At 38.3% G+C, this 13,437-nt stretch carries 13 protein-coding genes and 1 tRNA gene; 8 read left to right on the forward strand and 6 right to left on the reverse strand.

Annotated features, from left to right (window positions below; genetic code table 11):
- Nucleotides 1-744: 744 nt before the first annotated feature.
- Nucleotides 745-2,322: a hypothetical protein gene (locus DFQ12_RS27150; RefSeq protein ID WP_120262146.1), complete on the forward strand. Its 1,578-nt coding sequence runs from the start codon at nt 745-747 to the stop codon at nt 2,320-2,322.
- Nucleotides 2,323-2,518: 196 nt separating this feature from the next.
- Here the strand turns inward: DFQ12_RS27150 and DFQ12_RS27155 are convergent, their stop codons facing one another.
- Nucleotides 2,519-3,652, reverse strand: a complete 1,134-nt coding sequence (locus tag DFQ12_RS27155) for an AI-2E family transporter (protein ID WP_120262147.1) — start codon at nt 3,650-3,652, stop codon at nt 2,519-2,521.
- 117 nt (nt 3,653-3,769) lie between these two features.
- Nucleotides 3,770-4,402, reverse strand: coding sequence for a porin family protein (locus DFQ12_RS27160; protein ID WP_120262148.1), 633 nt, complete (start codon nt 4,400-4,402; stop codon nt 3,770-3,772).
- A 381-nt stretch (nt 4,403-4,783) separates the two neighbouring features.
- Between DFQ12_RS27160 and DFQ12_RS27165 the strand changes: the two genes are divergently transcribed.
- Both DFQ12_RS27165 and DFQ12_RS27170 read left to right on the forward strand, forming a co-directional pair.
- Nucleotides 4,784-4,854: transfer RNA gene (locus DFQ12_RS27165), tRNA-Cys, on the forward strand.
- 32 nt (nt 4,855-4,886) lie between these two features.
- Nucleotides 4,887-5,057 (forward strand): spore protein, encoded by a 171-nt coding sequence (locus DFQ12_RS27170; protein WP_120262149.1) that lies wholly within the window; start codon nt 4,887-4,889, stop codon nt 5,055-5,057.
- A gap of 34 nt (nt 5,058-5,091) precedes the next feature.
- On the opposite strand, the gene DFQ12_RS27175 is transcribed toward DFQ12_RS27170, so the two are convergent.
- Together DFQ12_RS27175 and DFQ12_RS27180 are read right to left on the reverse strand one after the other, a co-directional pair.
- Nucleotides 5,092-5,838, reverse strand: a complete 747-nt coding sequence (locus DFQ12_RS27175) for a copper homeostasis protein CutC (RefSeq protein WP_120262150.1) — start codon at nt 5,836-5,838, stop codon at nt 5,092-5,094.
- A gap of 300 nt (nt 5,839-6,138) precedes the next feature.
- Nucleotides 6,139-6,768 (reverse strand): hypothetical protein, encoded by a 630-nt coding sequence (locus tag DFQ12_RS27180; protein WP_147420490.1) that lies wholly within the window; start codon nt 6,766-6,768, stop codon nt 6,139-6,141.
- 630 nt (nt 6,769-7,398) lie between these two features.
- Between DFQ12_RS27180 and DFQ12_RS27185 the strand changes: the two genes are divergently transcribed.
- The 3 genes from DFQ12_RS27185 (at nt 7,399) to DFQ12_RS27195 (ending at nt 8,708) form a co-directional block, all read left to right on the forward strand.
- A complete protein-coding gene (locus DFQ12_RS27185; protein ID WP_147420491.1) occupies nt 7,399-7,728 on the forward strand; it encodes a hypothetical protein in 330 nt (109 codons plus the stop codon).
- A gap of 219 nt (nt 7,729-7,947) precedes the next feature.
- On the forward strand, nt 7,948-8,367 hold the full coding sequence (locus tag DFQ12_RS27190; protein WP_147420492.1) for a hypothetical protein: 420 nt from the start codon (nt 7,948-7,950) through the stop codon (nt 8,365-8,367).
- Between the two features lie 47 nt (nt 8,368-8,414).
- Complete coding sequence (locus DFQ12_RS27195; protein WP_120262154.1) at nt 8,415-8,708, forward strand: Smr/MutS family protein; 294 nt, start codon at nt 8,415-8,417, stop codon at nt 8,706-8,708.
- A gap of 43 nt (nt 8,709-8,751) precedes the next feature.
- Here DFQ12_RS27195 and DFQ12_RS27200 read toward each other — a convergent pair whose 3' ends face one another.
- On the reverse strand, nt 8,752-9,732 hold the full coding sequence (locus tag DFQ12_RS27200; protein ID WP_120262155.1) for a 3-keto-disaccharide hydrolase: 981 nt from the start codon (nt 9,730-9,732) through the stop codon (nt 8,752-8,754).
- Between the two features lie 292 nt (nt 9,733-10,024).
- Between DFQ12_RS27200 and DFQ12_RS27205 the strand changes: the two genes are divergently transcribed.
- Together DFQ12_RS27205 and DFQ12_RS27210 are read left to right on the forward strand one after the other, a co-directional pair.
- Complete coding sequence (locus DFQ12_RS27205) at nt 10,025-10,606, forward strand: hypothetical protein (RefSeq protein WP_147420493.1); 582 nt, start codon at nt 10,025-10,027, stop codon at nt 10,604-10,606.
- Between the two features lie 10 nt (nt 10,607-10,616).
- The gene (locus DFQ12_RS27210) at nt 10,617-11,378 is read left to right on the forward strand and encodes a leucine-rich repeat domain-containing protein (RefSeq protein ID WP_147420494.1); all 762 of its coding nucleotides are present in this window, start codon (nt 10,617-10,619) and stop codon (nt 11,376-11,378) included.
- Between the two features lie 350 nt (nt 11,379-11,728).
- On the opposite strand, the gene DFQ12_RS27215 is transcribed toward DFQ12_RS27210, so the two are convergent.
- Entirely contained in the window at nt 11,729-13,405 is a 1,677-nt protein-coding gene (locus tag DFQ12_RS27215) for a sodium:solute symporter family protein (RefSeq protein ID WP_120262158.1), read from the reverse strand.
- Nucleotides 13,406-13,437: the final 32 nt, after the last annotated feature.

The following is a 13,437-nucleotide window of genomic DNA, read 5'->3' on the forward strand; positions in this document are numbered from 1 at the left end:
TATGGCCTACATTCCTGGTAGTTTTCGTTGCTAAAGCTTCCTTTGGCAGCAACTTTCCAGTCCTTGATACTTCTTTTATCATTTCTTCCAATACCTAGAAGTATATCGCAAAATCAGATCAGCCACCATCTTGTTGTTTTCTTCGTAATGCGAGTTAACGCAAATTCCAACTGCAAATCTTGCAATTTTCAAGCCCCTTTATTGTAATAAGCTTATGGACAAGTTATGGCTAACTTCGCCCTGCTCACGACTTGTAAAAAACATGTGAAAACAGTGAAAGCAAATTAAAAGGAGGACTTAACGTGGACTCACTGTGCAGTCAACCTACTTACAGGGCAAACTTGGTAATAATATGGTCTTAATTTAGTACCCAATAAACATTACGACCAACTGAAGCTTCCCATGAAACATCGAAGTGATTTAGACTTATTCTCCTCGTATTATTAAGATGAACCAATACGCCGAATTCCCTGCTGCTAATGGTGAATAAAAATACTAATAGTCTTATAGATCCAGAGTTGAACCGATAAAATCCATTTGTTTAAAAAGAAGGAGCTACTCCCAACCTAGCTCTATTTGACTCTTTTTTTACATCATCCTCATAAATGACAGCGCAAGTCTAATTGCTTCGACAAATTACTATCGAAAAATCAAGTTAAATTGTCATTAAAATAAACTTAATACAACAAATTAAAAACAAAATATTTATGTTTACGAAACAATTAAACTAAATTCAATTTAATAATGAGAAAAATTTTATTATCAGCTATTTTACTTTCCAGCACTATAGCCTGTAAGAAGGACAACCTCTCTTCTGAGAGCAAGCAACAGCAAGCCGAGCAGAATCTGCTAGATGCGAAATCGGTTTACAAACAAGAGTTTTCTAAAGCTCTTGCTAAAGCTTTAGCTTCCAACTCGGAATTAAGGGCATTTATAAAAAATGAGGCTCTTAAAAAATTTGACCAAGATTATGATGTTCTTTATCAAATGGTGAAAGATGAAGTGATCGGTGATAAGAAATTTAAAGATATCATTGCAGAACAATACGAAAAGAAAGAAAATTTAAATGAATTGGATCGCCTATATCCAACGCTTACAATTTTTGTCCCTAAGCTGCCAATGAATAGTTTTTCTGCTGAAAAGTGGGACACGCAAACAGAAATTCCTCAAGTGGCCTATACATTGAATACAACAGCCAATGTTCCTATTGTGAATGAGAAGGGTGAAGAATATATTTTAGAAGCAAAATATACCCCTTCATTTCCAGTAGTCGTTATAAAAGAGAACGAAGTAGTAAAAGTAAGCTCAGGCGCAGCTAATTCAACTAAGGCTTCCGCTTCTAATGGCAGCGAAGAAAAAGAATCAAATAAACATTTGTTAAAAGGCAGCTTATATACCTTCGAATTTTTAGATGAAGCATTCAATGGTTTAAACGACAAGAATCAAAAATCTTCATCAAAACTTAGAGCATCAACGATAAATGCATCTGCTATTGATTCTAAAATCAAACAAGCTTATGATACCTATAAAAACGCCGATGGGTGGCAACGAGATTATATATATTATGACATTACTCCCGGGCAACCAAAAGGGAAATTTAATTATGACTACCAAGAACATATAACATCTTTTAGTATGAACGACGCTAATAGTTTGGGATTTATTTCGGATCAAGATGGAGATCCTATTAATAATCCAAAATACTATGATCCAAGTGTAAAAGGAAATTTGCCTAGAATCCCGTGGATCGGAGACGCTTTTAGATTTAAAGTAAATATTTTAGTTAACTCAAAAAATGGAGCTGGCCCCAGTTTAGATAAATACTTTACTGTGGAAGCTCAAAATTTATATGATGCAAAATACAAAAAGACTGGAGTCAAAGTAGGGCCGATCATTGTCGGTAGTGGGGTTTGGGAACTCGAATCCATCTCTCCAAAAAAAGTACCTCTCAATATTCCTATATTTAACTGGGACCTTGCCGAATATGCGTCAACCATTAAGATAATCGTAGAGGAGGTCGACGACACAGCAGAAGAAAGCAGATCTGAAACCCGCGTAGTTAAATTCGCTACCAATTTTGGAATTGATGCTTCTTTAGGAAATGAAAAAGCTAAAATTGGATTAAAATTCGGGGCAAGCTTAGAAGAAGATAAAACATCTACAGTATCTTATAAAGTCACTAAACAAAGTGACCAATTAGGCGATGTGATTGTCAATTTTGCAGATAAGATTGCAACGGCTTTTGATGGATCGTCCTATACAACTAGAGAATATAGCTCGGGGATGTATACAATTGGTATTGAACCAAGAAGAGTTCAGTAACCAAACTATCTAAAAGAATTTACCCCCACATTTTAGGGATTAAAAAGTTAAGGGCAAACGGGAGATCAAAAAAGGAGTCTCCTGTTTGTCATTATCAACCAATCTGAACCAGCACTATTTGCTTGCTTTAATTAATATAGGAAAATATCCAAAATAGTGTAACAATCAAACAACCGGGTTAGAGATATTAGTAAAACTACTCCTTCGCCTCATTTTCAATAAACTTCTTCTCGATAGGATTTAAAGAATCGAATAGATCTTTGTAGACCTCATCTTTACTGTTCTCCTCCCCTAATAAAAATCCCCAAGGCTTAAGTTCTTTGATACGGTCCATGACGATCTTAACAATTGCCAAAATAGGAATAGCTAAAAACATACCCGAAATACCCCAAACCATCTCACCGATAATAATAGATAGCATGGCAAATAGCGAATTGACCTTGACCTTTGATCCTACAATTTTGGGGACGATAAAGTTGCTATCAATCATATGCACAATAATCAAAGCTAAGATGACCAGTACAACATGTGTAAATGATGATGTAGCGAAGGTAAGAATAGCGATAATAAGCATTGACGAGAAAATACCCACATAAGGTAGTACGTTGAACACCCCCGTAATTAAAGCCAGCAAGAGGCTATACTTGACACCGATCAGGGATAATGTAACAAAGACCAAAAGGGAAACCAAACTCATCTGGATTAACAGGCCAATTAGGTATTTTTTGACAACATATTGAATCTGATTAACCACGTCCAACACAATCGGACGATCGTCGACACGGTTGGCAAACAGCAGGAATTTAACAATATGCCCTCTGTAGATCAACAAAAAGAATGTATACAGGAATGTGAAGACAAACAGGATAAAAATAGAAGACAAGGACATGATAAATGTACCGAGAAACAGTGTTCCTGAATCAACAGATTTCGAAGCTGTTTTATTAATAAAGTCGATCTGATCTTTGTGCTGTATACCAAACTGCTGGCTAACCCAAGTCTGCAGCTTATCCACGCCATCCATAATCTGATGTTTAAAAGCAGGAAAGTCCTCTTTGAGCAGCGTCAGCTGCGAGGCCAGCAAAAAGAGGCCATAACCCAGAACACCAAAAAACAGAATCACGCTCAGTATTCCGGCCAATGTTCGGGGAAAACGCAACTTCTTCTCCATAAAATTGCTCAACGGAATCAACAGCAAAGCAAATAGAAGCCCTAAGATCATAGGGATAAGTATCGTGTCACCGATCTTCGCCAAATAGCCTAAAAGAAGGATACTAATTAATACGCAGGCTAATTTAACATAGAATGGTAAAGAGAGAAATCTTTTCATGTAGTATACTTTTGAATAAAAATAACAAATTTGGCGCACATAATTTTAACCCAATAAAAAAGTCCCTACAAATTGCAGGGACTTTCTCCTCATAATAAGTTTAAGTACTTATATTTCTTATAGTCCAAAACCGATGCCTATAGACCAAACTCGGTTTTTGGTTGTAAAATTAGAATTCGGAGCAAGATTTGTCAATCCTAAACCATAACCAGCATTAATCTGAAAACCATTGGTTAATTGATAACCTGCCAAGAAGTTTACACCAAAATCAGTACGTTTTAATTCATCTCCATCTCCGCTACCAAATTTTACATCTTCCTCAGTCTTAAGACCAGAATCACCTAAATTACCTTCAAACTTGTTTTTTCCACTAAGAGCGAACCCTACATAAGGACCTGCACCAATAAAGAAATTACCGGACCCACCAGTAGGCAACTTAGCAACTAAATTCACGGGAATATCCAAAGACATAATACTTTGTTTTACAGCAATACTATTGTTATTGTTAGTTTCAGACCATTTACCTCCTTTATTTTGCAAAGACAATCCCGGTTGAATAGAGAAATATGGTGACACAGGTGCGTCTAAATAACCTGTTACAAAAAAACCTGTATTCGATTCAGAACTTCCATTTTCCATTGAATATTTAGGAATATTTACACCCGCACGTAGGCCGTATCCCAATCCACCTTGTGCAAAAGCTCCTAATGAACCAAATAAAATTGCCGCAGATAATAATAGTTTTTTCATGTTTCCTAATTTAATTTACTTTGTTCTTTTTTATCATTTCCTCCCATATATTTCTTGTATGAGATTTCTGACAGTCTTATTTGCAATATCTATTCCAAAATCCATAAACTATTCATATCCACTTCAAAACAAAAGAAAAAACTCACGCCAGATTTTTTTTGAATGTCCTCTAAAAGATACAGTAGGTCGAATAAACTTCAACTTTTTCAACTTCTCCACTTACGATAGACAAGGTGATCCTAAATCTAAAGTGATACCTGTATTAAAAACTACCAGCTTGGTTTTCAGAATAATGTCCAAAAACAGAAAAGTTTTATCACAAAGATTTCTTAATTCCAATTATAAGTTTTATTTTTGCAGACCTTCAAAGGAAAAAAATAGGGTCGGATGGCCGAGTGGCTAGGCTGAGGTCTGCAAAACCTCCTACAGCGGTTCGAATCCGCTTCCGACCTCGTTTTATTTAAACAATAAAAATATTATCAAAATGGGAGTTACACGTTTAAAAAGAAAAGATAGAAGAAATAAAACTGTTTCACGTGTTGAAGTTCAGTTCTTGAAATTAGGAACTAACGTTGAGTTAGGTTCTAGATCAAAAATGAAAGCTGACAACCAAATCGTTAAAAACGATGCTATCTTAAATCAATTAGCTAAGTAAGCAAAAAGAAATTAGCAGCCTTTAAAGTTATACTTTAAAGGCTTTTTAATAAGTCTACCATTTGGTGGACTTTTTCTTTTGAGCTCATCCACTGTGCCTCATCCATTCCCTTGACCTGATCCTGCGAAAACTGCATCTTTGAAGGTTGGCTTTCTTTTGCCGAACTGTGTATAGCGATAGCTCCGGTTTCAGCTAATATCGTCCGAATATTGGAAGCATCCACCCCAGCGCCTGGCATAATGACAATACGCCCATTTGCCTGCTCGATCAATTGTTGCAGTAAAGGTGCCCCCGATAAAGCTGAATTTCTCAAACCCGAAGTCAGTATACGATCGATACCCAGAGCTATAACATCTTCCAATGCAGCAAAAGGATCTTCCACACGATCAAAAGCACGGTGAAATGTCACATGCATCGGACGCGCGGCATCAACCAAACGCTTCGTATTGATCTTATCCACGGTACCATCTGCATTCAATACGCCTATGACAACGCCATCCATGCCCAGTTCCTTACACAGTTCAATATCGGCGATCATTTCCAAGACTTCTTCTTCTGTATATAGAAAGTCTCCTCCACGTGGCCGAATCAGTACGTGTATACCGATATGCACAAGCTCACGCACCAACTTCAATTGACCATATGAAGGTGTAGTTCCTCCATTCTCCAAGTTTTGACAAAATTCAATGCGTGTTGCTCCTCCTTTTTCAGCTTCAATCGCCGAAGCGACTGAATTGGAACATATTTCTAATTGATAATTTCCGATTGCTTTCTCCTTCATTAAATTCAATTTTTAACCTGTTTTTATCCTTTGCGAATAACGCAAAAAAAAAGCAAATTACCTATTTTCTGATATACAGGGAATAGACTTATTCCAATAAAACTTTCATGCTTTCACGAGTACCAACAGCTATGAAAATCGACCGAAGGTTCATTCTGGCCTATAAACCGAGCGTAGCAAGCTCATTGATACCTTGATGAAAAAATAGAATCAATAAAAAATAGAAAATTCGGAAAAAAAAGTGAAATTTCGACCTTAGAGAAGCTGATAAAATGGGAACCGATTAACAGCTATATCACATTATCTAATCCGTAATAACACCGCAGCAGTCCAGTCACTCTCACCATGCTTATTGTACGCTCGTACACGAAAGTAAACCTGCTGGCCTATCTCAAATCCGCTTTTATAGGCTCGAAAAGAACGGCTGGTCTTCTCTTCAGGCCACCATAATGGTTCTCCGTCGGCTGTCAGTCCGGTCGCAAAACAGTAACCATAGAGCATATCTCTTCCTACTGGGGTAAAACCAAAGGCCACTTCCCCACTTACTCGCCCGTCCCTTAAATAAGCGGATGTCGGCATATCCGGCGTCTTACCCACCTTCTTTTCAGATAAAACAGGGAATCCCGACTGATAGAGTTTAACCAGATCTCCATCACACTGTATATTGACATAGTGAACAAGCTGCTGCATCAATTTTGCCAGACGCTCTTTACTTTCCCGTCGGGCTGCACGATAGTATTTTCCACCATTAGTGGCGGCAAGTATGGTATCATGATAATCCGAATGGGCCTCGCTAATCTTGGCTAAGGATGGAACAGGGGCCGGAAACAGCGCATTGTTTTTCATACAGGTCATAATCCGCTCAACAGCCAGTAACATTTCGGCATCGCGCATCCGAATAAATCCTCCTTTCGCTCGTACGTACTTCATAATAATCGGTTTATAACAACCTTTGCCTGAAAGCAACCGGTCTTAAACAAAAATAAGATTATCGCTGACAATCAATAAGCAATTTGATGAAAAATGTGATTATTTTTAACAATTTAGCAACAACTTCTTTTAGGAGATCAGCTTCTTTTTCAAAGAATCAATACACTTTTAGAAAAAGTTACACCCCTTTGCAGCATCACCCTATTACTATTCAGCTCACACTATCCTCTTCTAAGCAATAAGTAAACAGACTCCGCAATGGACCGATCCATCCACGGACAACTGCAAACAGTTTTTAGATAGAGCAAAATACTTCTTGTTTCACCCCGGCCACTATTTACAGCAAAGCACCCCCTTCTGAGTTATTATGGGATGCTTCTTGTTACGAACCAGATACTTGTACAAGATCGGCAACTAGTAATTGAAAGAAGGCAATCAAAGCGCGAAAAAGAGTAGTTTCTTCCTAGCATTAGGCGATCACTTCTTGAAAATCAACAACTATTTTCGTTTTGATGTTACGTAACATCTTTATAGTGAGCAGACACATTTTTCAGAAATGTAGATGCTCCTGGCAAATTACTGGATAGACTTTACGAAAAACCGACCAGAAGTAACATAACACGGTCTACTTTGAGCGTAATAACGCTTACAGGTCAGCAATTATTGATTACAGTTAGGGAAAAAGTGGATGCAAATACGAGCAAAGTAATCTGGCTCAGCGTAAAACAGGCTCATTCTGCAATAGATAAAGCTATCTTCCGCAAACAAACACACACAGTTTATACGAAACCATCTTTAATCATCCGACAAGTTTTCACACGCTCTCAAGAAGAAGTCACTGCTCCCAAAGAAGCGATTAGGGTGAACAAAAAAGTAATCAGTTCTTTTCTGAAAGGATCAGGTTCTGCTAAAAAAGTAGTAGGAATTGTAGGCGAACAGATCAGGGAAAGAGATCGATGACCCGATTTCAGTCCCAGTACCCCCCCTTTTCTTAAGAAAGTGTTCCTCTTTTTTAAGAAAGTAGTTAAAGTTCACCTCATGTTACGTAGCATTGCACGCATCATTAGATATTATTATTCATCACTAGGAAAACAATTCTCCAAACTATTTGTATATACCTTACATGCTTTTATTTAAAACATTAAGAACCAGCACCATATAAACTTTAAGTAAAATATCATGGCTATTATATCAAGAAATATGGAGACACAGGAACGGATCATCAGTACTTTTGAGGAACTCCAGTCCGCTATACATGGTCTAAAAAGCCAGATTGTTGAATTCGAAATGTTGTTTAACCAAGCATGTAATCGGCATATCGCATCTGATTTCAAAAAAGAATGGTTATTGGATCGTATTTCCTCCCGTCATGCAATGATTCTGACCCGACACGACAGCCTACAACTTATCCAGGAAACTGTCTCAGCCTACCGCGATTATGATGGGCTCTTTCTGGATCACCAACAGTTACTTCACAGCATCGAACTATTGATGCTTAATCACGCCGAAGAGGAAGAATATGAAATTGCGGCCATTATAAAAAAATGGCATGAAAAATTTGCACATGCAGTCTATTTCACCCCTGACTTCAGCTATTAAGTCATTGTTTTGTTTTACATTTGCGGCACTGTAAAATATATTGAATCATGCGCAAACCACCCGCTATAGTTGATCTACATGCCGATGCTTTCCTTGAAGATTGGGAAGACTATTCAGCTGACGAACTTATGTTAGAATCCATTGATTTCCTAAGATCCAACTTAGATGCAGCCATTTATTGGGAAATGAACGAAATCAAGTTTATTCACGGAAAGGGAAAAGGCACCTTAAAGAAAATGATATTTAAGGAATTGCAGGAATATAAAGAAAGTGGTTCAATAGACCGGTACTATACTTCTTACCAGAATGAGGATATTGTGGTTGTCGTCATTGGAGTTTAAAAAGAGACCACCTCAAGGGTAGTCTCTTCAATAAATCTTATGATTACTTCATTGCAGGTGTAACCACGACCTTACGGAACTCAACAGGTCCGTGGTCTCCTTGGAAATACAAAGGTCCTGGTTCGGCTTCCTTACTATCCAACGCACCACCGGTAATCCCCGGAATCTCTTGATTGCTGATCACTGTTTTGCCATTCGCTACAACAGTCACCAGACGTCCGACTAGCGTGATATCAAATGTCTGCCATTCACCCGCACCTTTATTCATCATCTCATTTGCTGCGAGGAAACCGTATACGCCAGCAAAAAGCACGGCATTCGGATGCGCATCTTTCGGGCTATCCTCAATCTGTACCTCATAGCGTCCTCTCAGATAGACCCCGCTATTGCTTCCCGCAGGGATTTTAAACTCAACATGCAATTTAAAATCTTCAAATTTTTGTTCCGAAACAAGATTAGAACCCGATTGCGGACTCGTCAGGATCCCATTTTTCACAACCCATTGGTTTGTTTTACCTGTAGCTTTCCAACCCGAAAGATCCTTTCCATTAAAAAGCTGAATTGGTTTCCCCCATTTAACGGCAGCCGTTCTTTTTAACTCAGGTGCACGTACACCTTTAAAGCGATGCGTTTTTCCATCAGGCTCTGTTATCGTGCCCTGCAATGTTCCATTTTGGATCTCACCTTCCACACTTAAGTTCATCTTTCCGCCTTCCCATTGTGGTGGTATCGCAAATTTAAATTTTCCATTTTCATAAAAAACCTGTGAAACAGGTCTTGCACTCCCCGAAGTACTCACATAGTGGCCTACTAGAGTCTTATAACCTGATAATTTCACTTCAAGCCAGGAAGGTGCAGGGGTACCATTGACGTCAACTTCAATATCCCATCGCCCGATCAGCTCTTTTCCTTCAATTTCTTGGTCTTGAACAATTGACTCCTTTATAGAATCTTTAGCGAAAGTTGCTTGCGGTAGCGCAGCAGATGCCAAAAGCACTAAAAGAAATGCCGCTTTTCTTTTCATATTGTTTATGTTTATATTCTAATTGACAATAAATTTCCAGCAATTTAACTGTTTCGGCTCTGGTATCCAAGGGATATCGTGTTAAAAAACGCTAAGAGTTCGCGTCCATTTGACCATATTAACGACAGAATACATACAATTTGGATTATTACGAGCGCATTGTGATAATAGCCAATTGATCACAAAGAATTTCATTCAACAAAAAAGGACCACCTTATAAGATGGAACGTTGGGCACAAAAAGAAAATGTAATTTCGAACAAATTATTACGCGACAATCAGCATTAATGTATATGAAAGCTCCCTTTATTATTCTACTCGTATTACTTTCTTTGCCGGGTTATCTCAGGGCGCAGAAAGATTCGAAAGTGGTTTTCCCGAAGTCTTCTTTTGACGTGGAACAGGCCAAACGCATGATCGGAAGTAATGGAACTGCTACACTAAAAGGTATGATTGCCGGAAAGACCAAGTACCTGAGCAATGTCGTAGAGCTTTATCCTTGCACCAACTATTTTTATGAATGGTATGAACTGAAGAAAAAAGATAAAAAGGGTAAAAAGCAGATCTATATGTCAGATGAGGCCTATAGTTATCGAATACTAACGCGGATTGACACGGATGGTTCATTTGGGTTCACAGGTCTAAATCCGGGAAAATATTATATCAATACTTTGGTCTATGAAACAAAATCTGGAATAGCGGAGCGACAGGTCGGAACCGAAACCATTAGAAGTTTTAATGTTTATGGACATCAATTATCTTCTTATGACAGGCCTATCATGGAAAAATACCAGTACTTATATAATACTGTAGAACGACTGGAGTCCTTTATCGAAATCTCGGCGGAAGGTCAGATTCTTAATGTATCACTTTAAAATCATTGCCATGTCTATCAAATTATTTGTCAGTTGCCTTTTATTGATTAACGTATTTTCAGCGGCAATTGCCCAAGAGGTAAAGATCCCCGATGCCAATTTCAAAAAAAGTCTTATCGCTCAGGGAATTGACAGCAATGGCGACGGAAAAATCCAGCTTTCTGAAGCAAAAAATGTAAAAGTACTATATGTAAATAAAGCCGGTATCACTTCGTTGGAGGGGATCAAAAGTTTCAGCAATGTGGAAGACCTTGGCTTCTATGAAAACGATATCAAAGATGTAGATCTTTCGGGGATGACAAACCTAAAATTTATTTATGGATTTGACACTCATATGGAATCCATGAATATTAAAGGTTGTATCAATGTACTTAACATTAGCTGCCATAAAAATAATTTACGAGAACTTGATGTTTCAGACCAGAAAAAGCTAATTGAACTCAGTCTTGGATTCAACCAACTGACACGTCTCGATATCAGCGGTCTTAAAGACTTAAAAAAAGTGCATGCTTATCTAAATCAGATTCAGGAATTCAAATTTGACAGTAGTCCGCAATTAGAGGAAATATGGATCAATGAAAACAGGATCAGTCACCACCTGGATTTAACAAAATTCCCAAATCTCAAGTTTTTTATAGCGTTTAAAAACCCTATTCAGTCAGTAAATATCGTTGGTCTGGAATTTCTAGAAGATTTCAGCTGTCATGGCTCTCATATCAACACCCTTAATTTAAGCGGCACAAAGCGGTTAAAAGAGATAAGTTGGTATTAAGAGATGGATCTTCTTTATCTATTTTTATTTCTAAGATTAAATAGATTCACCATTTTCAGATTAAAACATAAAGCCAGCTATTTCACAATAGCTGGCTTTAAACAACGCGCTTGCATTTATGCACTTGAATCTAAAAGTAAAAAATTAGGAATTTAACTTTAATCCAAGCATCGATATATTAATCCCAAATTAGACATAAAACCCTAGCCAAAATAATTAAAATCATTAAAACAGCGATTAAAATCCTCACTTGTCCTTAAAAAAAAAACCAAAAATCTAGTCATTTTTCAATAACTGATTCTCAAGTTACCATTTCAGGACGAATATATATACCATCAGTACCGCTAAACCTAATGGATAATAACACGATTAGATGCTCGCCATGGAATCAATGAACTGATAAGTATTACTGTGGCAATTCCACCAACTAATGGAGAACGGTCGGCAAAGAAAAAGCACAGTACATATAGCAACAACGCAATAAAGGTGAGCGAAAATGCAATCATCTTCAATCCAAATTTATTCTGATTTTTCAGTGCCATCTCTTCTTCTATATCAATCTGCTGTACAGCTTCCTTGCGTGCCGCTTTAGTTTGTTTGAGTGCGAGGTACTCTGCACTTATCTTCCCACGTGATTTCGCATACAGTTCGACACAAACCAACAAAACGAAGGGCAGTACAACTCCAAGCAGCATCTCGTTGGCTCGGCTAAGTTTATAGTTTATCAACAAAGGAAAAATAATCTTAAACAGCAGATTGACGCTTAAGCTAACAGCGGTTATATACACAGTAGCCTTTCCTGTCAATCGCTTTGAAAACAACGCCCATATCGGTGGTGCCAATAATGGTCCACCAGTAATGGCACCTATACTTAGGGTGAACTCGACTATTCCACCAATCAGTGGCACGATCAGCGCAACAATAATCATAAAAAACCCAAAAAACCAAGATGATGCGCGAGCAATAAACATCAGCTTTTTTTCTGAGGCTTGTGGATTTAAAGTTCCTTTATAGATATCGTTTGTAAAAACAGCCGATACAACATTTAAGGCCGTATTTGCGGATGCCGAAGTCGAGAAATACATTCCCGTCAGCATCAATCCAAGTAATCCTGCTGGGAGCACCTGCTTACAAACCATGATGTAAGCCGTTTCTGTCGCCAAGCCGGTCAAATCCGGATTGATGGCTTTGTAAACCATTGGCGGAATCATCCACAAAATCGGGCTAGCAATATACAATGCAGCAAATAAATAAGCGACCTTGGAAGCTGATCGTGGCGTATCAACACTGGTATACCGTTGTACAAATGTCCAGTTGCCCCCAATATAAAAAATATGATACAACGCAAAAGCTAAAATAAAACCCCAGGTATATTCACCGTTTACAACATTGAAGAAATCATCTGGCACTTTGTCCAAGAAGGACTGTACACCACCCACTTCCTGAAAAACCAATGGAATGACAATCACAATAGCTGCTGTCAGGACGACAAACTGTAGAATATCCGTCACCATTACGGCCCACAAACCGCCGATGGCGGTATAGGCAATCATTAAGATGCCCAGCACAATGGTAACTGGGATCAGGGGATAGTCCAGCGATTCGGAAACAAGTTTGGCGACAGAATATAACACGGAGCCCTTGAGAAATACCGAAACGATCATGAAGACATAGATGTAACACTTCTGTACAGCACTTCCTAGGCGTTCTTTAATAAACTCCGCCGCTGTAAGATTTCCTGTGGCCTTCCATTTGGGTGCCAGATAAAGCCCTGTAATCAGCCCACCTATACACATGGTCCACTGGATGGTAATCGCTACCCAGCCATGACTATACGCTATTGAACCCCAAGCGACAAAGGTACCTGCTGAAAAAAAACTCATAAATAGGGACATTCCCCCTATAAACCAAGGCACGGATTCACCTCCAGCAAAAAAGGACTTCAAATTTCTTCCAGTTCGTGAAAAGCTTATCCCAACCAGCATGATGAATACTGAAAAAACGATTATGACTACTGTATCTATCATCTTGTATTGACTATTAAATTACTGAATATTAT

Origin of the sequence: Sphingobacterium detergens, assembly GCF_003610355.1 — a bacterium.
GTDB classification, from domain to species: domain Bacteria; phylum Bacteroidota; class Bacteroidia; order Sphingobacteriales; family Sphingobacteriaceae; genus Sphingobacterium; species Sphingobacterium detergens.